Raw genomic sequence first — 20,922 nt, 5'->3', positions numbered from 1 at the left:
ATGGACCGGCATCCTGTACGTGCCGGTGGTGCCGCCGGGTCCATTCGGCCCGTATCGGGTAGGGACTGTGCAGGGTCAGACAGTGTGCACCCCGCGGAAGCGGGGATGACCCGAGAGAACGCGAGGAACAACCCTATGGGTTCTGTGATCAAGAAGCGCCGCAAGCGCATGTCGAAGAAGAAGCACCGCAAGCTGCTTCGCCGCACGCGTGTTCAGCGTCGCAAACTCGGCAAGTAAGCCGCTGCGTCGTAGCTGGAAGCCCGTCACCTCAGGTGGCGGGCTTTCGTTTTTCACAGGTGATTGAAGTCATCGTTAGATCCTGGTTAATACCCTTCGGATGGTCCCTACTGGCCGGTTACCCTGGGAGCGCGGGAATAACACAGCGGCGATATTTCAAGACATGGGGGCTGCGAGTGGGATCCGGAGTGGCAGGGACTCGGGACGGGCAGGCGCCCAAGGTGGTGATGGTGACCGGTGCGAGCCGGTTCTTCGGCGGCAATGTGGTGGCCCGGCTGGCGGCCGACCCGGCTGTCGAACGCGTCATCGCCGTGGACGCCAAACAGCCCAGCCGCGAGCTGCTGCGCCGTATGGGCCGCGCCGAATTCGTGCGCGCCGATATTCGTAATCCGTTGATCCGCAAGGTTATCGACGGAAATCAGGTGGACACGGTGGTGCATCCCGCGGCACTGTCGCGCCCGCCCTCGGGCGGCGGCCGGGCCGCCATGAAGGACATGAACGTCCTCGGCGCCATGCAGTTGTTCGCGGTGTGCCGCAAGGCTTCCAGTGTGCGGCGGGTGGTGGTGCGTTCCTCCTCCGCCGTCTACGGGTGCAGCGCCAAGGACCCGGTGAAATTCACCGAGGAAATGAGCGCGCGCACGCCGCCGCGCGGCTGGTTCGCACGGGACATGATCGAGGTGGAGGGCTTCGTCCGCGGGCTGGCGCGGCGGCGGCCGGACATCTCGGCGGCCATTCTGCGCTTTCCGCCGATCGTGGGGCCGCAGTTGGCCAAACGCGGTGTGCAGTATTTCCGTTCGCCGATCACCCCGACCATCCTCGGGCGTGATCCGCGCATGCAGCTGCTGCACGAGGAGGACGGCATCGCCGCCCTCGTCCACGGGGCCATGACGGCCCCGGGCGGGACCTACAATGTGGCCGGTGACGGCGCGATGGCGCTGTCGCAGGCGATCCGCCGGGCCGGGCGGGTCGAATTGCCGGTCCCGTACGCGGTTTTCCGCACCGTCGGGCGGACCGTGATGGGCCCGGTCATGCGGGAGTTCACCGCGGAGCAGATCGACTACTTCCACTTCGGGTGTGGTCTGGACACCACCCGGATGCGCACCGAACTGGGCTTCCAGCCGCGCTGGACCACGGTGCAGGCGTTCGACGACTTCATAGGGGGCGCAGCGTTGCGGCCCGTGATCGATCCCACGTGGATCGACGCCGCAGAAAACAAACTTCTCGGCCTGCTCGGGGCCGGGACGGGAGCACACCAATGAGTGATGTAGCGAAGGTGATTCGACTTCACGACGTGGATTTCGAGGCGCGGCACAGCCGTCCGTCCCGGGTGTGGCCGGTGGGGGAGCCGGCGCTCACCCCGGTGACCTCGCTGACCGATCGGCTCGCCGAAGCCGAAGCGCGCCAGCCCAAGTCGCTGGGCGATCTGATTCGGGGGACCGTTGCGGACGGGGTCCGCTACACCGCCGACTTCGCGCGCCGCCGCCTCACCGGCGACTACCAGGTCGACGAATTCGGTTTGGACGAGCACCTTCTCGAATCGGTGATCCTCCCGATGCTGCGCCCGCTGTCGGACCTGTGGTTCCGGGTCGAGGTGTCGGGCATCGAGAACATTCCGGAGGTGGGCGGCGCGCTCATCGTGGCCAATCACGCGGGCACGGTGCCGCTGGACGGCCTGATGCTGCAGCTGGCCGTGCACGACCGGCACCCCAAGCAGCGGGCGCTGCGCATCCTGGCCGCGGACCTGATCTTCGAGACGCCGATCATCGGCGGGCTGGCCCGCAAGGCCGGGCACACCCTGGCCTGCCCGGCGGATGCCGAAAGGCTGTTGCGCGCGGGCGAAGTCGCGGGCGTGTTCCCCGAGGGCTACAAAGGCATCGGCAAGCCGTACTCTGACCGGTACAAGCTGCAGCGTTTCGGCCGTGGCGGTTTCGTGTCGGCGGCGGTGCGCACCGGCGTGCCGATCATTCCGTGCTCCATTGTGGGTTCGGAGGAGATCTATCCGAAGCTGGCCGATCTGAAGCCGCTGGCCCGCCTGCTCGGTATCCCGTATTTCCCGGTGACGCCGCTGTTTCCGCATCTGGGTCCGCTGGGCGCCATTCCGCTCCCGTCGAAGTGGTACATCGAATTCGGCGAACCGATTTCGACCGCCGGATACGAGCCGGCGGATGCGGATGATCCGATGACGATGTTCGAAGTCACCGATCAGGTCCGCGAAACCATTCAGGGGACGCTGTACAAAAATCTGATCAAGCGCCGTAATCCGTTCACCGGCTGAACAATTCGTGTAGAAGATGGCTTGCCCCGACCCGTATGCCGAATTGACAACCGATTTGGCGACGGTCGGGGCAACTCATCGGGGACGCCCAAATTTGGTTCGGCACCCCCGACCGTCGGCACGCGTAGACAACGCCAACGGCTCCAAGCCGTGCGCTGAAGTCGCGGGGAGGTTCAGCTGGCCTTCACTTCCCGCTTGCGCGAGAGCACCGCGGCCGCCGCGCCGCCCGCCGCGCCGAGTGCGATGGCGGTGGGCACACCGACTTTCGCGGCCTTGCGGCCGGTGCGGAAGTCTCGGATCTCCCAGCCGCGGTTCTTGGCGACCTCGCGCAGGTCCGCGTCCGGGTTGATGGCCACGGCGGTGCCGACCAGCGAGAGCATGGGTACGTCGTTGTGGCTGTCGCTGTAGGCGGTGCAGCGCTTGAGGTTCAGGCCCTCGCGCACGGCCAGCGTGCGCACCGCGTGCGCCTTGCCCAGTCCGTGCAGGATGTCGCCGACCAGGCGGCCGGTGAACACGCCGTTCTCGCTCTCGGCGACCGTGCCGAGCGCGCCGGTCAGGCCCAGCCGCTTGGCGATGACCTGCGCGAGCTCCACCGGCGTGGCGGTGACCAGCCACACCTGCTGGCCCGCGTCGAGATGCATCTGGGCCAGCGCCCGGGTGCCCGGCCAGATCTTGTCGGCGATGATCTCGTCGTAGATCTCCTCGCCGAGCGCGGCGAGTTCGGCGGTCGGGCGGCCGGCGATGAAGGAGAGCGCCTTCTCCTTGCCGGAGGCCATATCCGAGTGGCTCTCCTTGCCGGTGACCCGGAATTTGACCTGCTTCCAGGCCATATCGACCAGGTCGGAGGTCTTGAAGTACTTGCGCGCGGCCAGCCCGCGGGCGAAGTGCACGATGGACGCGCCCTGCACCATGGTGTTGTCGACGTCGAAGAAGGCGGCGGCGGTGAGGTCGCGAGGGACCGCGAGGGTCGGCGTGTGGTCGTCCCGAAGCGCGAGTTCGGCGTCGTGCAGGGCGATGGCCGCGTCGGCGCTGGCCTCGCCGGCGAGGTTGGCGCGGACCTCTTCCTCGCTCGGACCGAACGGACTGCGGGTGATGCGGGTGAACTGATCCTGCAGGTCCTGCAGGCCCTGACCCCAGCGCGCCGGGAATTCACCGAAGCGTCCCGCGATGAAGCCCGTCCCCTGCTCTTTCGAACGTTCCGGCACCAGTACCTCCGCCTGTTAGCGCGAACAAGTCCACAGTAACGCCCAGGGGTGGCCGCAACGTAGACGGCGAACGACATATCGGAGAGTTGTTAGATGGTGGCTATGAGCGATTCGACACATGCTGTGACTCTGTTGACCCGCAGCGGCTGCGGTCTGTGCCACACGGCACTGGAACAATTGCGGCCGATCTGCTCCGAGTTCGGCATCGAGGTCGTGACCGTTGACGTGGACAAAGCCGCCGCCACCGATCCGGGTCTGCGCGCCGAATACGGCGACCGGCTGCCGGTCGTGCTGCTGGATGGGCGCGAGCACAGCTATTTCGACGTGGACGAGCCGCGACTGCGCGCCGACCTCGCGAAATAAGGCGCAATAGTGGCTTTTCGGGGGTTCGCGACGCGGGCCCTCCTTCGCCCGTTCCTGCCGGTGTGTTGCGTAGCGGGTTCGCGCTGATGAGGGTTGAATGAAGCCGGGGCCGGAGCCCGCCGCAAAGTGACTGAATTCACCGACTTTGTGCAGGGCTTCACAAGCGGTTACGGTGGTGGCACGCGACCCGCCTTCTCGGGCAGCGGAAGCGACCCCCTGAACCTGACTCGACCTCGCCCGCAAGGACCGCGACGGTCTCCCGGCGTCGGGTCGACAAAAGAACCCGGACACTCACCCCCGGCCGGACGAGGAGCGCAAGCGACGTGACAGAGCAGCACGAGACGCCGCCGACTGGCGTCTCCAAGGCTCTGCAGAAGGACATCCCGCAGGCCACGGTGGCCCGGCTGGCCACCTATCTCCGCGTGCTCGCCGTACTCGCCGACGACGGTGTAGCCATCGTATCGAGTGAGGAACTGGCTGTCGCGGCGGGTGTCGGTTCGGCGAAGTTGCGCAAGGATCTTTCCTTCCTGGGACCCAACGGCGTTCGCGGCGTGGGCTATGACGTGATCAAGCTGCGCGACCGCATCGAGGATGTGCTCGGCCTGTCCGAGGGGCACCGGGTGGTGCTGGTCGGAGCCGGTCATCTGGGCCGGGCACTGGTCGGCTACGGCGGTTTCCGCCGCCGCGGGTTCGCCATGGTCGGGCTGTTCGACAACGATCCGGCGGTGATCGGCACGACGGTGTGCGGACTGGTCGTTCGCGATGTCGCCGAATTGGCCGATGCCGTGGACACTCTGGAGCCCACCATCGCCGTCATCGCGGTGCCGGACACGGCCGCGCAGGGCGTCTGCGATCGGCTGGTCGAGGCCGGCATGCAGTGCATCCTGAGCTTCTCCGCCCTGGCGCTCGAGGCCCCCGCCACCGTCGAGGTGCGGCGCGTCGATCTCGCGGTGGAGATGCAATTGCTGTCGTTCGAGCGGGCCCGCAACGCGGAATCGGCCGCGGAGGAAGCGATGATCGCGGCCGCCGGGAGCCTGATGCCCCGGGTACCGATGACAACCAGCAAGGGAGCGGTGGTCCAGCCATGAGTGTGCTTCTCGTCGGGATCTCGCATCGCAGCGCACCGGTGCCGGTGCTCGAGAAGATCGCCATCACCGAGACCGACCGGCCCAAGCTGACCGACAAGATGCTGGCCTCCAGCCACGTCTCCGAGGCGATGATCGTCTCCACCTGCAACCGCATCGAGGTCTACGCGGTCGTCGACGCCTTCCACCCGGCGCTGGGTGAGATCGGCGAATTGCTCACCAAGCATTCGGGTCTGCCGCTGCCGGAGCTCACCAAGCACGCGTACGTGCGCTACGCGGAGGCCGCGGCCGAGCACCTGTTCGCGGTGGCCTCGGGCCTGGACTCCATGGTGGTCGGCGAGCAGCAGGTGCTGAGCCAGATCCGCGCCGCCTACGCTGCCTCCGACGCGCAGCAGGCCGCCGGGCGCACCCTGCACGAGCTGGCCCAGCACGCGCTGCGGGTGGGCAAGCGGGTGCACTCCGAGACCGGGATCGACCGCGCGGGTGCGTCGGTGGTGTCGGTGGCGCTGGATCGGGCGCGCCTGGTGCTGGGTCCGCTGGCGGGCCGCACCGCGCTGGTGCTGGGCGCGGGCGCCATGGGCGGGCTCGCGGTGGCGCAGCTGGCGCGCGGCGGGGCGGCGAAGATCCTGGTGGTGAACCGGACGCTGGAAAAGGCGCAGCGGCTGGCCAATACGGCCACCACCATGCACGGCGTGTCGGCCGAGGCCATCGAGATGGACCGGCTGACCGAGGCGATGGCCGCCGCCGAGGTGGTGGTCACCTGTACCGGCGCGGTCGGCACCGTGGTGACGCTGGCGGACGTGCATCGCGCGCTGGCCGCCAAGACCGGCTCGGACGAGCTGGTCATCTGTGATCTGGGCCTGCCCCGCGATGTGGACCACGCGGTGGCCGGGCTGCCGGGTGTGACCGTCATCGACATGGAGACGCTGCAGCGCGATCCGTCGGCCGGCGCGGCCGCCGACGACACCGCCGCCGCGCGCACCATCGTCGCCGACGAGCTCGCGAAATACCTTGCCGGACAGCGCATGGCCGAGGTCACCCCGACCGTGGCCGCGCTGCGCCAGATGGCCGCCGACGTGGTCGAGGCCGAACTGCTCCGGCTGGATTCCCGACTACCGGGACTCGAATCCACCGAACGCGACGAAGTGGCCCGTACCGTGCGACGGGTGGTCGACAAGCTGCTGCACGCACCGACGGTGCGGGTCAAACAGCTGGCGTCCACGCCCGGCGGCGACAGCTATGCCGAGGCGCTGCGCGAGCTTTTCGAACTGAAACCCGGTGCGGCACAAGCGGTTGCCGCGCCGATGGAGATCTCCGCCCTGCAGGGCGAACTGGCCGACGATTTCACCGCCGCTCACCCGGGCGACGAACAGGGGCACACCGCATGACCGGAGCAATGGTGCACGAGAACGAAACAACCGTCCCCTCCGCGGAGCGGATTGTTGGCCGCGGAACCGCCGAGGCGCCCTGGCGCATCGGTACCCGCGGCAGTTTGCTGGCCCTCACCCAGGCCGGGCATGTGCGTGACGCCCTGATCGCCAACGGCCAGCAGGCCGAGCTGGTCATCGTGAAGACCGCCGGTGATCAGAACGCCACCGATCCGGTGCAGAAGATCGGGGTGGGCGTCTTCACCGCCGCGCTGCGCGAGGAATTGGCCGCGGGCACAGTCGATATCGCGGTGCACTCCTACAAGGACCTGCCGACCGCGCAGGATCCGCGCTTCGACATCGCGGCCATCCCGGCCCGCCAGGATCCGCGCGACGCGCTGGTGGCGCGTGACGGTCTGGTGCTCGGTGAGCTGCCCGCGGGCGCGAAGGTCGGTACCTCCGCGCCGCGTCGGTCCGCGCAGTTGAAGGCGCTGGGCCTCGGCATCGAGATCGTGCCGCTGCGCGGCAATCTCGACACCCGCATCTCCAAAGTTACTTCCGGTGAATTGGATGCCGTCGTGGTGGCGCGGGCCGGGCTGGCCCGCATCGATCGCCTCGATGCCGTCACCGAATCGCTCGAACCGGTGCAGATGCTGCCGGCCCCGGCGCAGGGCGCGCTGGCGGTCGAATGCCGCAGCGCCGATACCGAACTCGTGACCATCCTGTCCGCTCTCGACGATCCCGGCACCCGTGCCTCGATCACCGCGGAGCGGGCATTGCTGGCCGAACTGGAGGCCGGCTGTACCGCACCGATCGGTGCGCTGGCGGAGGTCGTCGAATCGCTCGACGACGACGGCCGGGTGGTGGAGGAGTTGTCGCTGCGCGCCTGCGCGGCGGCGATCGACGGCTCGGATGTGATCCGGGCTTCAGTGGTCGGCTCGGTCGCGGATGCCGCGGACCTGGGTCGCGCACTGGCGCGCGAGCTCTTGGAGCTGGGGGCGCGCGACCTGCTCAGCGTCACAGAGGAATCCGCTGAGCTCACCGACAGCAGCAATCCCAGCCCAATGGAGAACCAACCCATGAGCGAGCGCAGCGAGCGAATCATCAGCACAGCGCCTTCGGGCACGGTTGCGCCGAGCGCTAGCGAGGTGCAGCCGTGAGCCGAGTGACGAAGAAGAATCCCGGTCGGATCCTTTTCGTGGGGTCCGGGCCTGGTGACCCGGCGCTGCTCACCGTGCGGGCCCGCGAGGTGCTCGGCCGGGCGACGCTGGCGTTCACCGATCCCGATGTCGACAAGGGCGTGCTCGCCCTGATCGGCACCGCGGTCGAGGAGAACCCCGACGGGACCCGTCCCGTCGACGTGCGTCCCGCGCTCGGTGACGCCGCCGAGGTGGCCAAGACGCTGATCGCCGAGGCGCGCAATGGTTCCGACGTGGTGCGCCTGGTCTCCGGCGACCCGATGACCACCGATTCGGTCATCCAGGAGATCAACGCCGTCACCCGCTCGCACCTGAACTTCGAGGTGCTGCCGGGTCTTTCGGCCGGTACCACCGTCCCCGCCTACGCGGGTATCGAAATCGGTTCCAGCCACACCGAGGTGGATGTGCGCGGCGAGGTGGACTGGGCGGCCGTGGCGGCCGCGCCGGGCCCGCTGGTGCTGCACGCCACCTCCGGGCATCTGGCCGAGACCGCGTCGGCGCTGGTGGAGCACGGCATGGCGCCGCAGACCCCGGTCGCGGTGACCGTGCGCGGCACCACCCGGCAGCAGCGCACCATCGACGCCACGCTGGCGACGCTGAACAATGCCGCCTCCGAACTGGTAGGCCCGCTGGTGGTCACGGTCGGCAAGGAGGTGGAGAAGCGCGCCAAGACCTCCTGGTGGGAGTCGCGGGCCCTGTACGGCTGGACCGTGCTGGTGCCGCGCACCAAGGAGCAGGCCGGTGAGATGAGCGAGAAGCTCGTCATGCACGGGGCCATCCCGATGGAGGTGCCGACCATCGCGGTCGAGCCGCCGCGCAGCCCCGCGCAGATGGAGCGCGCGGTCAAGGGCCTGGTCGACGGCCGCTACCAGTGGGTGGTGTTCACCTCCACCAACGCGGTGCGCGCGGTGTGGGAGAAGTTCGGCGAATTCGGCCTGGACGCCCGCGCTTTCAGTGGTGTGAAGATCGCCTGCGTCGGTGAGGCCACCGCGGAGAAGGTGCGCTCCTTCGGCATCAACCCGGAGCTGGTGCCCAGCGGTGAGCAGTCCTCCGAGGGCCTGCTGGCCGACTTCCCGCCCTACGACGACGTTTTCGACCCGGTCAACCGGGTGCTGCTGCCGCGCGCGGACATCGCCACCGAGACCCTCGCCGAGGGTCTGCGCGACCGCGGCTGGGAGATCGACGACGTCACCGCCTACCGCACCGTGCGTGCGTCGCCGCCGCCCGCGGAGACCCGCGAGATGATCAAGACCGGCGGTTTCGACGCCGTGCTGTTCACCTCGTCCTCCACCGTCCGGAACCTGGTCGGCATCGCCGGCAAGCCGCACGCCCGCACCATCGTGGCCTGCATCGGCCCCAAGACGGCCGAGACCGCAATCGAATTCGGCCTGCGCGTGGACGTGCAGCCCGAGATCGCCCAGGTCGGCCCGCTCGTCGAGGCTCTCGCCGAGCACGCCGCACACCTGCGCGCCGAGGGCCTGCTGCCCCCGCCGCGCAAGAAGAGCCGCCGCAGCCGCTGAGCCTGTGGCACGGTAGTCGGGCCACAGGCCCCGCATCCAATGATGCGGGGCCTGTGGTGTTTTCGTGCCCCCGAAAGTGGTGTCGCCGATCTCGGTGTCGCCGGAAGTGGTGTCGTTCTCCCGGCGACGGGTCGCATTACCGTCCTTACCGCTGCGGAATCGCAGCGGTAGAGATTGGATGCAGATGAACCGGGTCTTCGTGAAATACGCTGTCGCGACCCTGTTTTCGGCCGGGATGCTGGTCGGCGGTGCGAGCCCGGCTCTGGCCGCGCCGGCGGAATCCACGCCGGTCGCCAGCCCGTCCATCGTGGTGCCCTCCTCCGGCTCGGGCGCACTGCTGGCACCGTTGCTGTGCAAGCTGCTCGGTGGGGTCTACAGCGGCTCCAACGAGACGACCCCGGCGACCTGTAACTAGACGTCAGCGTTGAGCCGCCATGAGGCGGCGGACCATGCGGCAGGTGGCATCCGAGGGCCAGTGCACGCCGATGACTTCGGCTGTGCCGCGGATCTTTTCATTGGTCGCCTGATCCGGGCTGAAGGCACCGGAATCCAGTAGCGCGATCGCCAGCCGCATGGCCTTCAACCTGCGATTGTGCGAGATGTACCACGACCGCGGCCGCCCCGCGGGCAGCGGCTGTTTGGACAGCGGCCGCCACGCGTGATCGATCACGTCCCCCTTCTTCGGCACTCCGCCGGCCCTGTTCACCTTGTCGGACATGCTGGTAACAGCTGCGAGCACGACCATTCCTCCCGTCGCGATCCGGATCCGCACCCCGCATCGGCGGCGCGACTCCTTCGAACACATCTTCGATTCTACTCGCCCCCACCGACAAAAATCGGCTGCTCACAATGACTTTGGCGATGCGGCCCAGCGACCGTGGCGGCGCGGCCCGGCCCGCCCGCGGAGGCGCGCGCACCCGGGTCGCGGGGCGGGCATATCATGCGAACATGACCGGAATGGACCGCCCTCGGCGGTTGCGCCGCACTCCCGCCATGCGTCGGCTCGTCGCCGAGACCAGCCTGGAGCCGCGGCATCTGATTCTGCCCATGTTCGTCGCCGACGGTATCGGCGAACCACACGAGATCTCCTCCATGCCAGGCGTTTTCCAGCACTCGATGGATTCGCTGCGGAAGGCGGCCGTGGAGGCGGTGGCCGCGGGCGTGGGCGGGCTCATGCTGTTCGGTGTGCCCAAGCCCGAGGACAAGGACGCGCAGGGGAGTGCCGCCAGCGATCCGAACGGGATCCTGAACCGCGGCCTGCGCGCGCTGGTGCACGAGGTCGGCGGATCGACCGTGGTCATGGCCGACACCTGCCTCGACGAGTTCACCGACCACGGCCACTGCGGTGTGCTCGACGACAGCGGTGCGGTCGACAACGACGCCACGCTGACCCGCTACGTCGAAATGGCGTTGGCGCAGGCCGAAACCGGCGCGGACCTGCTCGGCACCAGCGGCATGATGGATGGCCAGGTGGCCGCGATCCGCACGGGCCTGGACGCCGCCGGGTACTCCGACACCGGCATCCTCGCCTACGCGGCCAAGTACGCCTCGGCGTTCTACGGTCCCTTCCGGGAGGCAGTCGGCTCCTCGCTGCAGGGGGATCGGCGCACCTACCAGCAGGATGCGGCCAACCGCCGCGAGGCAATTCGTGAACTGGAGCTGGATCTGCTCGAGGGCGCGGACATCGTCATGGTGAAGCCCGCCATGTCGTACCTGGACATTCTGCGCGAGGTCGCCGACCGCTCCACGGTGCCGGTAGCGGCCTATCAGATCTCCGGTGAGTACGCCATGATCACCGCGGCCGCCCAGCGCGGCTGGATCGATCGCAAGGGCGCGGTGCTGGAGTCGCTGCTCAGCATCCGGCGCGCGGGCGCGGACATGGTGCTGACCTACTGGGCCACCGAGGCCGCGCACTGGCTGTCGTGAGCGCGACCGAGTAGCTCCGATCGTGAATCCGATGGTCCCGCCGGGTATTTCGCGCCCGGCTCCCGAGGACGTGCGCACCGCCTGCCAACTCTGGTACACCACACTCGGTGTCGGGCTGGTGCAGTTGATCGCCTCGCTGGTGGCGCAGTTCGGGCAGCGGCAGGATCTGGCGCAGCAGATGTTCGACCAGGTCAAGGAGCAGCAGCCGGCCGTGACGCTGGCACAGGTGCAGGCCTGGATGGCGATCGTGTTCATCCTGGTCGGCGTGTTCTGGCTGGTGCTCACCGGCGCCGGAGTGGCCGTGGTGTACCAGCTGGGACGCGGAAAGGCCTGGGCGCGAGCGCTTCTCACCGGTTTCGGCGTCTTCCTGGTGCTCGGCGCGGCGGGCACGCTGTTCGGCATCGGGGTCAAGGAGGGTACGGCCGCGCTGGTCGCCGGCGGGGCCGGAATCGTGGCGGCGGTGCTGGCGGGCGGGGCCGTATTCCTTTGCTACCGAGGCGAATCCGAGGCCTTCTTCCGTCCCGGGCCGCAGTAGGTACGCCCGAGTTTGTGACAAGCGTACTAGCAGGTATGGTGAGGGCAGTCACAGAGAATTCGGGAACCGGGTGCCGGTCGCCATACGTTGTGATATGGCGCATTCGGCTCCGGGAAGGCGGAGGCAACGATGCGAGTGGTGATCCAGCAGCCGCACAGCCTGCGGCGCGATGTGCTGGTGCTGAGTCTGCTGTTTCTGTTCGGGCTGCTCACCCTCGCCGTGCTGCTGATTCCGGGCCTGGCCCGCTGAGCGAATCCACGATCTTTACGCTCGACCTATGAGTAAGGCCATCAACACCCCCGGGGCCGTGCTGTTCTCCGAGCCCGGTGCGCGCTGGCGGACCATCGCCTACGGACCCGCGCTGTGCGCGATCATCCTGGTCATCGAGCTGATCCGGGGCGGCGCCATCCACTGGTTCGGGCTGGTCTTCTGCGCGGTGCTGCTGGCCGGATTCGTGTGGTTGCAGGTGGTGGCGGGCAAGCGGCACATCAGTGTCGAGCTGACACCCGAGCAGCTGCGCGAGGGCACGGAGGTGGTGCCGCTGCGCCACATCGCCGAGGTGCTGCCGGAGGATGACGAGGAGTCCTGGGAGTATGAGGACTGGCAGTCGGCGCGGGCGCTGGGCGAGCTGACCGGAGTGCCGCGGCGGCGCAAGGGAATCGGGCTGAAGCTGACCGACGGGCGGCTGGTGCAGGCGTGGGCGCGGGATCACGTCACGCTGCGTGCCGAGCTGACGGCCGCGCTGGAGCGGGTTCGCGGTACCGATGGCGAGCCTGGTACCGATGACGAGCGCGGGTCGGACGACGAGCGGAAGGAAGCGCTGTGATGCGATGGCTGACCGTATTCGCCGAATTCGTGCTGGTGCCGGTGCTGGTGGTGGCGGCGGTGTGGTGCTGGCACAACGGGATTCGGACCACTGTCTTCAAGCCGCAGGGTGAGGTGCCCGCGTTCACCGCGACGCGGTACATCGGGCCCTGGCTGGCGGGGTGCGCGGTGCTGGCCATCATGTCGGGGCTGGCGCTGATCGACGTGGTGGCGCGAGCGGTTCGGCTCGCGCGCTGAGCTTTTCGCGACACGCTGTGCGGCGGGGTGCGAAGTCCGGCTTCGCCTTGGAGGCGTCCGGGAGGGCGCGGAGAATCATGCTCATGAAGCGCACAGATCTCGTGAAGCGCACAGATCTCGTGAAGCGCATCGCCACCGCGGTGCTGGCCACGGGGGCCGTCGGCATTGCGGCGCTGGCTCCGGCCACCGCCGCTCCGGTCGATGCCGTCCCGGATTACCGACCACACCCGGTCGCATCCCGGCAAGACCTACTACCGCCCCAGCTGAATTGCCTGATGTCCACCGGATGGGCGGCGTTCTGCGTGGGGATTCCGCTCCCGTAACGGGTCGCGGCGGCGCGACCGAAGATCGCGCCGCCGTCCCGCTGCGGACAAAGGTGTCAGCCCCTCTTACGCGAGGGCTGGCTGCCGCTTACGTGAAAGCCTTAGCCCCAGTTCTGGTAAATATCCAGCACCCGTCCGCCCCGGCTGCCCGGCAGATCGAGGAAGATCGCGACGCTGCCATCGGGGTGATCGGCGGCCTCCGCGATCACCTGCCGGAGTGAGGCGTGTACGCCGCCCTTGTCGTCCTTGTAGATGGCGGTGTCGGGCCGCAGGCCCGCCCCCATCCGGTTCAGCGGCACGAACATGCTGATCACTGCGGGCGCGGGACCATCTGACAGTGCGGCGGTTTCGCTATGGGACAGCGTCACCCCCACCCGCCCCTGATCGATCTGCACCACCGGCTCCGCCGCTGCCGCTATTCCTGCCCCGGCGGCGAGCCCGGCGGCCACCGCGACGATCCCAACCCCGATTCGAACGACGCGCATACGTCCCGACCTCTCTCCCAAGCCGTCTCCTGCGTCGAGACATTACGCATCAGCAATCGTGTAGCGAATAACGTTGTCCGAAACTGGACTCCGGCGTGTTGCCCCGCCGTCCCAGGGTCCAGGCCATTCACCATCGTCGCGGTCGGACCGCCCAATGGTTCGGCCGATGCCACGGGGAGTTCGGCGGAGGCGGTATCGGCATTGTGGGCTCGGGTAGCCGGGGTGTGCGGCCGGTCCGCCTTCGGGATGCGGTGTTCGTATCGGGGTGCGAGGATGGCGGGTTGGCTGTGGGAAGGGCCACTCGACTACACCCTGTCGTCGACGGGGGCAGGGGCGGCTGAGAGACTGGGTGCCGTGAGTTCTTCTCCGCGTGTGAGCCAGGTGTCGGTCCCGGTCTCAGCCCAACTTTTCGAACGCGCCGCGGCGGTCATCCCGGGTGGCGTGAATTCGCCCGTGCGTGCGTTCAACTCCGTGGGCGGCACGCCGCGGTTCATCGCCTCCGCGCGCGGTTGCACGCTGACCGACGCCGACGGCAACGACTACGTGGACCTGGTGTGTTCGTGGGGCCCGATGATTCTCGGGCACGCGCACCCGGCGGTGGTCGAGGCGGTGCAGCGGGCGGCCACGGGCGGGCTGTCCTTCGGCGCGCCGACCGAGGCGGAAATCGAGCTCGCCGAGGCCATCGCGGGCCGGGTCGCTCCGGTGGATCGGGTGCGGCTGGTCAACTCCGGCACCGAGGCCACCATGAGCGCGGTCCGGCTGGCACGCGGTTTCACCGGGCGCGGCAAGATCATCAAGTTCAGCGGCTGCTACCACGGGCACGTGGACGCGCTGCTGGCCGACGCCGGATCGGGCGTGGCCACGCTGGGCCTGCCGACCTCGCCGGGCGTCACCGGTGCGCAGGCGGCCGACACCCTCGTGCTGCCCTACAACGATCTCGGCGCGGTGGCCGCCGCGTTCGCCGCCTACCCGGGCGAGATCGCGTGCGTCATCACCGAGGCCGCGGCCGGCAATATGGGCGCGGTCGCGCCGGTGGCCGGATTCAACGAAGGGCTGCGCCGGCTCACCACCGAGCACGGCGCGCTGCTCATCATGGACGAGGTCATGACCGGGTTCAGAGTGAGCCACTCGGGCTGGTTCGGCATCGACGGCGTGGCCGGTGACCTCTACACCTTCGGCAAGGTGATGAGCGGTGGCCTGCCGGCCGCGGCGTTCGGCGGGCGCGCCGACATCATGAATCACCTGGCGCCGCTGGGTCCGGTCTATCAGGCGGGCACCCTCTCGGGTAACCCGGTCGCGGTGGCCGCGGGCCTGGCCACGCTGCGCGCGGCCGACGAGCAGGTGTACGCGACGCTGAACAAGAACGCCGAGCGGTTGGGCGCGCTCATGACCGAGGCGCTGACCGCCGAGAGCGTCCCGCACCGGGTGCAATTCGCGGGCAATATGGTGAGCGTGTTCTTCGCCGAGAACCCGGTCACCGACTACGCCGCCGCCAAGGCGAGCGAAACCTGGCGTTTCCCAGCCTTCTTCCACGCGCTGCTGGATGCCGGTGTGTACGCGCCGCCGAGCGCCTTCGAAGCCTGGTTCGTCTCGGCCGCCCTCGACGAGGACGCGTTCGACCGCATCGCCGCCGCCCTCCCCGCCGCCGCGCGCGCCGCGGCGGCCGCCACCCCCGAAGGATCCGCCGCGTGAGCTCCGCCCACCCCGACTCCGGCCTACCCGCACCTGCCCAGCACGAGGCTCCCCTCTCCGCCGCCGAGGCCACCCGCCTCCTGGACTCCATCCGTCAGGCCGAAGAGGAACTGGCCCAAACCGGCGAACACATCGCCGTCTCCCCGGCCGAACCCGCTTCCGCCCCAACGGAATCCGACAATTCCCGCCCAGTGGCCGATGAGATCGGCACCAGCGCTGCTGAACCGGCTGAATCGGGCACGCCCGATTCGGCTGAGGACGAGCGCACTGCCGAAAGCGCGTCCGATGACGCCACGCCGGTGTTCGAGGCTGCGGTGTCCGCGGCTGAGGAGTTCGCCCCCGCCGCCGGGTCCGAAACGGATCCGGATGACTTCGGTGCGGGTGAATCCGCTGCGCCGGTTGCGTCGTTCTCGTCCGAAATCGTGGTCGAGATCGATCCCGATTCGGGTGAATCCGGTGAATCAGGCCCGGAATTCGCTGTCGCGGCCGCGGGCGATTCCAATGCGGCGGCTGCCGCCGGGGCCGGCGTAGCCTCCGGCACCACGGGCGGGTTGATCCTGCCGGGTGATGTGGCGAGCGATCTCGAGACGATCGTGCATGTCATGCGGCACGGCGAGGTCCACAATCCCAAGGGCATCCTGTACGGCCGGTTGCCCGGGTTCCAGTTGTCGGTGACAGGGCGGGCGCAGGCGCAGGCCGTGGCGCGGTCGCTGGCGGATCATGACATCGCGCTGGTGGTGGCGTCGCCGCTGCAGCGGGCGCAGGAGACCGCGGATCCCATTGCGACGGGCCACGGTCTGATGATCCGGACCGACGACAATCTGATCGAGGCCGGCAATACCTTCGAGGGCCTGCGGGTCTCGGCGGGGGACGGCGCGCTGCGCAAGCCACGGCACTGGTGGAAGCTGCGTGATCCGTTCACGCCGTCCTGGGGTGAGCCGTACCTGCAGATCGCGCACCGCATGCTGGCCGCGGTGAACAAGGCGCGGGTGGAGGCCGCCGGCCGAGAGGCCGTGCTGGTCTCGCATCAGCTGCCGGTCTGGACGCTGCGTCGCTTCCTGCAGGGGCAGCGGCTGTGGCACGACCCGCGGCACCGCCAGTGCTCGCTCGCCTCGCTGACTTCGCTTGTCTACCAGGGCGATACCTTGATCGACATCGTCTACTCGGAGCCGGCGGGCGCCTCGGACCCCAAGGTGACCGGGGCATGAGCGGGTCAGGCCCGGAGGCGGCAGCCTGCGTAACCACGCAGGGCCCCGGCTCATGTCGAAAGAGCGCAGCATGAGCCGCGCCATCGCGTCCCGGCCCGCCCGCCGCCCGCTGCGCCGGGTCGCGGCGTTGCTGGCCGGTGTGAGTGTGGTGGCCGTGCTCGCCGGGTGTTCGACGGCGGGCAAGGACGCGGTGGCCCAGGGCGGCACCTTCGACTTCGTCTCCCCGGGCGGCAAGACCGAGATCTTCTACGATCCGCCGTCCTCGCGCGGCACCATCGGCAAGCTGTCCGGCCCGGATCTGCTGCACGACGGCAAGACCACGTCGGTGGACGATTTCCCCGGCAAGGTCGTGGTCGTCAATATCTGGGGCCAGTGGTGTGGCCCGTGCCGCGCGGAAGCGCCCGCGCTGGAACAGGTTTACGAGGCGAGCAAGGACAAGGGCGTCGCGTTCCTGGGCATCAATGTCCGCGACAACCAGAAGGACAAGGCCCAGGACTTCGTGACCGACAACAAGGTCGGTTACCCCTCTATCTACGACCCGTCCATGCGCAGCCTGCTCGCGCTCGGCGGCAAGTTCCCCACCAGCGTCATTCCCACCACCATCGTGCTGGACAAGCAGCACCGGGTGGCGGCGGTGTTCCTGCGCGCCCTGCTGGCCGAGGACCTGCAGCCGGTGGTGGACAAGCTCGTGCAGGAGCAGGCGTGAACCACGTGACCTACCTGGCGAGCGTGGGGGATTCGTTCCAGCAGACCGCCGCCACCGGACCGCTGCTGCTGGCGCTGGGCGCGTGCATGCTGGCCGGTCTGGTGTCGTTCGCCTCGCCGTGCGTGGTGCCGCTGGTGCCCGGCTACCTGTCGTACCTGGCCGGTGTGGTGGGCGCGGAGGCCCCGCCGGTGACGGTGGAATCGGCCAGGACCACCAGAACCGCCGTGGCGGGCCGCAATTCCGCGCGCCTGCGGGTGGCGGGCGCGGCGGGCCTGTTCGTGGCGGGCTTCACCGTGGTGTTCGTGCTCGCCTCGGCGACCGTTTTCGGCGCGATCCAGGTGCTGAACGTCAATCGTGATCTGCTGCAGCGCATCGGCGGCGTGGTGACCATCGTGATGGGCCTGGCGTTCATCGGTCTCATCCCGGCGCTGCAGCGCGACACCCGCATGCAGCCGCGCCGGCTCAGCGGCCTCATCGGGGCTCCGCTGCTGGGCGCGGTCTTCGCGCTCGGCTGGACACCATGCCTGGGTCCGACGCTGTCGGGCGTGATGGCGGTGTCGGCGGGCACCGAGGGCACCACCGCGGTCCGCGGCGTGGCCCTCATCGTGGCCTACTGCCTGGGCCTGGGCCTGCCCTTCGTGATCCTGGCCTTCGGCTCGGCGACCGCGCTGCGCGGCGTCGGCTGGTTGCGCCGTAATTCCCGCACCATTCAGGTGCTGGGCGGTCTGCTGTTGGTGGCCGTCGGCATCGCCCTGGTGACCGGGGCGTGGGACCAGTTCGTCTCCTGGGTCCGCGACGCCTTCGTCTCGAATGTGACTCTGCCGATCTGACATGACTGCCACCATCGAAACCCCCAGCACCCCCGTCCGTCCGCCGCGTCAGTCACCGCCGCGGCGCGTACTCGGCGTCCTGCGCAATACCTGGCGCGGACTGACCAGCATGCGCACCGCGCTGATGCTGCTGTTCCTGCTGGCCCTGGCCGCCATCCCGGGCGCGCTGCTGCCGCAGCGCAGTCTGAACGCGGGCAAGGTCGACGACTACATCCGCAACCGGCCGACCCTGGGCCCGTGGATGGACCGGCTGCAGCTGTTCGATGTGTTCTCCAGCTTCTGGTTCACGGCCGTGTATGTGCTGCTGTTCATTTCGCTGGTGGGTTGCATCCTGCCGCGCTGTGTGGACCACTACCGCGCGCTGCGCACGCCGCCGGTCAAGGCGCCGCGCAACCTTTCTCGCCTGCCGCATCACTGGTCGGGGACCGACGCGGCCACCCCGGAGCAGGTGATCGAGCGGGCTCGCGGTCAGATGCGTGGCTGGCGCACGGTCGTGCAGCCGGGCGATCGCGAAGGGGAACTGACCCTTTCGGCGGAGAAGGGTTACACCCGCGAGCTCGGCAACCTGGTCTTCCACCTGGCGCTGGTGGGCCTGCTGGCGGCGATCGCGGTCGGCAAGCTGTTCGGCTACGAGGGCAATGTGGTCGTGCTCGCCAATGACGGCCCGGGTTTCTGCACGACGTCGCCTGCGGTGTTCGACTCGTTCCGTGCGGGCAATGTGAACGACGGCACCGGCCTGACGCCGATGTGTGTGCGGGTCAAGGACTTCCAGGCCGATTACCTGCAGAACGGCCAGGCGTCCATGTTCACCTCGAACATCCAGTACCAGACCGGTAAGGATCTGAACTCCGACACCTGGCGGGACACCACCATCCAGGTGAACCATCCGCTGCGGGTCGCCGGTGACCGGGTCTACCTGCAGGGCCACGGTTTCGCGCCCAAGTTCACGGTGACCTTCCCGAACGGCCAGACCCGTACCGAGGCCATCCAGTGGAAGCCGGACGACGCCACCACCTTCCTGTCCTCGGGCGTGCTGCGTATCGATCCGCCGGGCGGCATGTACCCGAACGAGGAGGAGCGCCGCAAGCATCAGGTCGCGATCCAGGGCTTGTTCGCGCCGACCGCCCTCATGCACGGGCAGCTGCTGACCTCCATGTATCCGGCCATGAAGGATCCCGCGGTGGCGATCGACATCTACCAGGGCGATACCGGCCTGGATACCGGCCGCGCGCAGTCGCTGTTCGCGCTGGACCCGGAGATGATCAAGCAGGGCCGCCTGGTGAAGGAACAGCGGGTGAACTTGAAGCCGGGTGAGTCCGCGACCCTGTCCGACGGCACCAAGGTCACCTTCGACGGCGCGGAAGAGTTTGTGAACCTGCAGGTTTCGCATGATCCGGCGCAGCAGTGGGTGCTGGTGTCGGCGCTGACCATGATGGCGGGCCTGCTGGTGTCGCTGCTGGTGAAGCGCCGTCGCATCTGGTTGCGGGTGTACCCGGATACCGAAACCGACGGGGTACGACGTACCGTAGTAGAAATGGGCGGATTGGCCCGCACCGACCAGGCCGGGTGGGGCGGCGAGTTCGACCGCCTGCGTGAGCGGCTGCTGACGGGAGAGAAGTAATGCCGATCGACGAGAACATCGCCTCCTACAGCGATCTCGCGTTCAAGTCGGCCATCGTGATCTACGCGCTGGTCTGGATCATGCTGGTCTGGCAGTTCGCCCTCACCCGCACGGTGCCGACGGCCGCCGCCCGCCAGTTGGTCACCGCCGGAGGCGGTTCCGGCATCGTCGACGAGCCGCCCGCCAACGTTCCCGGCAAGGTGCAGCCGCGCGGGGCCGAGCGGCCCTTCTCGGAGCGCCTGGGCAATATGGCCTTCGCGGTGCTGTTCGTGGGCTTCGGTGTGCACCTGGTCTCGATCGTGTTGCGCGGCTTCGCGACCCACCGCTTCCCGCTGGGCAATATGTTCGAGTTCATCTCGATGGCCACCGGCGCGGCCGTGCTGCTCGGCCTGATCCTGCTGCGCGACCAGCGCTATCGCGGCATGTGGTCGTTCCTGCTGGTGCCGGTGCTGATCCTGCTGTTCCTGGCGGGCACCAAGCTGCACGTGGACGCGGCCCCCGTGGTCCCGGCCCTCAAGTCCTACTGGCTGCCGGTGCACGTCACCGTGGTGTCCATCGGTTCGGGCGTCTTCCTGGTCTCCGGTGTCGCGAGTCTGCTGTTCCTCTTCCGCCTCTGGCAGCCCGCGGGCGCGGAGTCCGACAATATCTTCGGCCAGCTGGCCCGCCGCCTCCCCGACGCCCAGCTGCTGGACCGGCTCGCCTACCGCACCACCATCATCGGCTTCCCGATCTTCGGCGCCGGCGTCATCCTCGGCGCGATCTGGGCCGAGGCCGCCTGGGGTCGCTTCTGGGGCTGGGACCCCAAGGAGACCTGCTCCTTCATCGCCTGGGTGCTCTACGCCGCCTACCTGCACGCCCGTGCCACCTCCGGCTGGCGCGACACCAAGGCCGCCTGGATCAACATCGCCGGGTTCGTGGCCATGCTCTTCAACCTCTTCATCATCAACATCGTGGTGAGTGGTCTGCACTCGTACGCGGGTCTCAACTAACCCCGTCTACCTGCGGATTCTTGGGATCATCCGGTACTTCGGTACCGGATTCTTCCGTCTCGGTACGCAGTGGGTACGCAGCCCCACTGGCTGTGCTGGAAAGCCCGACGTCACCAATGATCGTGTCCCGCCTTGCTGAACACAGTCGGCGGACGCCCTGTAATGCCGATTACAGCTTGTTCGCGATCCTCCCGCCAGGCCGGGTGAACCCGTGTACATCTCGGGAGGATGTGCCCGAAGACCCTCAGGTGCTAGGAAGTACCCTCCGAGCATGCAAGCCGACATCGAGGGTGC

General features: G+C 68.5%; 22 protein-coding genes and 1 pseudogene. 20 read left to right on the top strand and 3 right to left on the bottom strand.

Going from position 1 to position 20,922, the window contains the following annotated elements:
* Positions 1-135: 135 nt before the first annotated feature.
* The 3 genes from ACIRRA_RS32210 (at position 136) to ACIRRA_RS32200 (ending at position 2,512) form a co-directional block, all read left to right on the top strand.
* Positions 136-237, top strand: a complete 102-nt coding sequence (locus ACIRRA_RS32210) for a 30S ribosomal protein bS22 (RefSeq protein ID WP_003402602.1) — start codon at positions 136-138, stop codon at positions 235-237.
* Positions 238-464: 227 nt separating this feature from the next.
* Positions 465-1,496, top strand: coding sequence for an NAD-dependent epimerase/dehydratase family protein (locus ACIRRA_RS32205; protein WP_402776322.1), 1,032 nt, complete (start codon positions 465-467; stop codon positions 1,494-1,496).
* Entirely contained in the window at positions 1,493-2,512 is a 1,020-nt protein-coding gene (locus tag ACIRRA_RS32200) for a lysophospholipid acyltransferase family protein (protein WP_402776031.1), read from the top strand. Before ACIRRA_RS32205 ends, ACIRRA_RS32200 begins: the two co-directional genes overlap by 4 nt.
* Before the next feature lie 173 nt (positions 2,513-2,685).
* On the opposite strand, the gene ACIRRA_RS32195 is transcribed toward ACIRRA_RS32200, so the two are convergent.
* Positions 2,686-3,636, bottom strand: coding sequence for an HAD family hydrolase (locus tag ACIRRA_RS32195; protein WP_402776319.1), 951 nt, complete (start codon positions 3,634-3,636; stop codon positions 2,686-2,688).
* 183 nt (positions 3,637-3,819) lie between these two features.
* Here ACIRRA_RS32195 and ACIRRA_RS32190 point away from each other — a divergent pair, with 183 nt between their 5' ends.
* The 6 genes and pseudogenes from ACIRRA_RS32190 (at position 3,820) to ACIRRA_RS32165 (ending at position 9,666) form a co-directional block, all read left to right on the top strand.
* Entirely contained in the window at positions 3,820-4,080 is a 261-nt protein-coding gene (locus ACIRRA_RS32190; RefSeq protein WP_402776028.1) for a glutaredoxin family protein, read from the top strand.
* 323 nt (positions 4,081-4,403) lie between these two features.
* Positions 4,404-5,168: a redox-sensing transcriptional repressor Rex gene (locus ACIRRA_RS32185; protein WP_402776025.1), complete on the top strand. Its 765-nt coding sequence runs from the start codon at positions 4,404-4,406 to the stop codon at positions 5,166-5,168.
* Positions 5,165-6,553 carry a glutamyl-tRNA reductase gene (locus ACIRRA_RS32180; protein ID WP_402776023.1) on the top strand — a complete coding sequence of 463 codons (1,389 nt, stop codon included), beginning with the start codon at positions 5,165-5,167 and terminating at the stop codon, positions 6,551-6,553. The genes ACIRRA_RS32185 and ACIRRA_RS32180 overlap by 4 nt, the downstream gene beginning before the upstream one ends.
* Positions 6,550-7,557: pseudogene (hemC, locus tag ACIRRA_RS32175) on the top strand (hydroxymethylbilane synthase); the annotation flags it as partial. The gene ACIRRA_RS32180 and the pseudogene hemC, both read left to right, overlap by 4 nt.
* A 131-nt stretch (positions 7,558-7,688) precedes the next feature.
* Positions 7,689-9,251: a uroporphyrinogen-III synthase gene (locus tag ACIRRA_RS32170; RefSeq protein WP_402776021.1), complete on the top strand. Its 1,563-nt coding sequence runs from the start codon at positions 7,689-7,691 to the stop codon at positions 9,249-9,251.
* Between the two features lie 178 nt (positions 9,252-9,429).
* Complete coding sequence (locus tag ACIRRA_RS32165; protein WP_402776018.1) at positions 9,430-9,666, top strand: hypothetical protein; 237 nt, start codon at positions 9,430-9,432, stop codon at positions 9,664-9,666.
* Between the two features lie 3 nt (positions 9,667-9,669).
* Here the strand turns inward: ACIRRA_RS32165 and ACIRRA_RS32160 are convergent, their stop codons facing one another.
* On the bottom strand, positions 9,670-9,990 hold the full coding sequence (locus ACIRRA_RS32160) for a hypothetical protein (RefSeq protein WP_402776015.1): 321 nt from the start codon (positions 9,988-9,990) through the stop codon (positions 9,670-9,672).
* Between the two features lie 209 nt (positions 9,991-10,199).
* On the opposite strand from ACIRRA_RS32160, the gene hemB reads away from it, so the two are divergent.
* The 5 genes from hemB (at position 10,200) to ACIRRA_RS32135 (ending at position 13,097) form a co-directional block, all read left to right on the top strand.
* Entirely contained in the window at positions 10,200-11,177 is a 978-nt protein-coding gene (hemB, locus tag ACIRRA_RS32155) for a porphobilinogen synthase (RefSeq protein ID WP_402776012.1), read from the top strand.
* Positions 11,178-11,199: 22 nt separating this feature from the next.
* Positions 11,200-11,712, top strand: a complete 513-nt coding sequence (locus tag ACIRRA_RS32150; RefSeq protein ID WP_402776009.1) for a hypothetical protein — start codon at positions 11,200-11,202, stop codon at positions 11,710-11,712.
* Positions 11,713-11,989: 277 nt separating this feature from the next.
* Positions 11,990-12,538 (top strand): hypothetical protein, encoded by a 549-nt coding sequence (locus tag ACIRRA_RS32145; RefSeq protein WP_402776007.1) that lies wholly within the window; start codon positions 11,990-11,992, stop codon positions 12,536-12,538.
* Positions 12,538-12,774: a hypothetical protein gene (locus ACIRRA_RS32140; RefSeq protein WP_379399546.1), complete on the top strand. Its 237-nt coding sequence runs from the start codon at positions 12,538-12,540 to the stop codon at positions 12,772-12,774. The genes ACIRRA_RS32145 and ACIRRA_RS32140 overlap by 1 nt, the downstream gene beginning before the upstream one ends.
* 83 nt (positions 12,775-12,857) lie before the next feature.
* Complete coding sequence (locus tag ACIRRA_RS32135) at positions 12,858-13,097, top strand: hypothetical protein (RefSeq protein ID WP_402776004.1); 240 nt, start codon at positions 12,858-12,860, stop codon at positions 13,095-13,097.
* 101 nt (positions 13,098-13,198) lie between these two features.
* On the opposite strand, the gene ACIRRA_RS32130 is transcribed toward ACIRRA_RS32135, so the two are convergent.
* The gene (locus ACIRRA_RS32130; RefSeq protein ID WP_402776002.1) at positions 13,199-13,582 is read right to left on the bottom strand and encodes a hypothetical protein; all 384 of its coding nucleotides are present in this window, start codon (positions 13,580-13,582) and stop codon (positions 13,199-13,201) included.
* Between the two features lie 354 nt (positions 13,583-13,936).
* On the opposite strand from ACIRRA_RS32130, the gene hemL reads away from it, so the two are divergent.
* The 6 genes from hemL (at position 13,937) to ccsB (ending at position 20,628) form a co-directional block, all read left to right on the top strand.
* Positions 13,937-15,274, top strand: a complete 1,338-nt coding sequence (gene hemL, locus ACIRRA_RS32125; protein ID WP_402776000.1) for a glutamate-1-semialdehyde 2,1-aminomutase — start codon at positions 13,937-13,939, stop codon at positions 15,272-15,274.
* A 602-nt stretch (positions 15,275-15,876) separates the two neighbouring features.
* Positions 15,877-16,482, top strand: a complete 606-nt coding sequence (locus ACIRRA_RS32120; protein ID WP_357006764.1) for a histidine phosphatase family protein — start codon at positions 15,877-15,879, stop codon at positions 16,480-16,482.
* A gap of 70 nt (positions 16,483-16,552) precedes the next feature.
* Complete coding sequence (locus ACIRRA_RS32115) at positions 16,553-17,188, top strand: TlpA family protein disulfide reductase (protein ID WP_402775997.1); 636 nt, start codon at positions 16,553-16,555, stop codon at positions 17,186-17,188.
* A gap of 5 nt (positions 17,189-17,193) precedes the next feature.
* Entirely contained in the window at positions 17,194-18,018 is an 825-nt protein-coding gene (locus tag ACIRRA_RS32110; protein WP_402776316.1) for a cytochrome c biogenesis CcdA family protein, read from the top strand.
* A gap of 1 nt (position 18,019) precedes the next feature.
* Positions 18,020-19,639: a cytochrome c biogenesis protein ResB gene (locus tag ACIRRA_RS32105; protein WP_402775995.1), complete on the top strand. Its 1,620-nt coding sequence runs from the start codon at positions 18,020-18,022 to the stop codon at positions 19,637-19,639.
* Entirely contained in the window at positions 19,639-20,628 is a 990-nt protein-coding gene (ccsB, locus tag ACIRRA_RS32100; protein WP_402775992.1) for a c-type cytochrome biogenesis protein CcsB, read from the top strand. Before ACIRRA_RS32105 ends, ccsB begins: the two co-directional genes overlap by 1 nt.
* The last annotated feature ends 294 nt before the right edge of the window (positions 20,629-20,922 follow it).

Origin of the sequence: Nocardia sp. NPDC101769, assembly GCF_044766925.1 — a bacterium.
In the GTDB taxonomy this organism is placed as follows: Bacteria; Actinomycetota; Actinomycetes; order Mycobacteriales; family Mycobacteriaceae; genus Nocardia.
The sequence above is the reverse complement of the archived record's forward strand: the minus strand, read 5'-3'. Positions and strand labels throughout refer to the sequence as shown.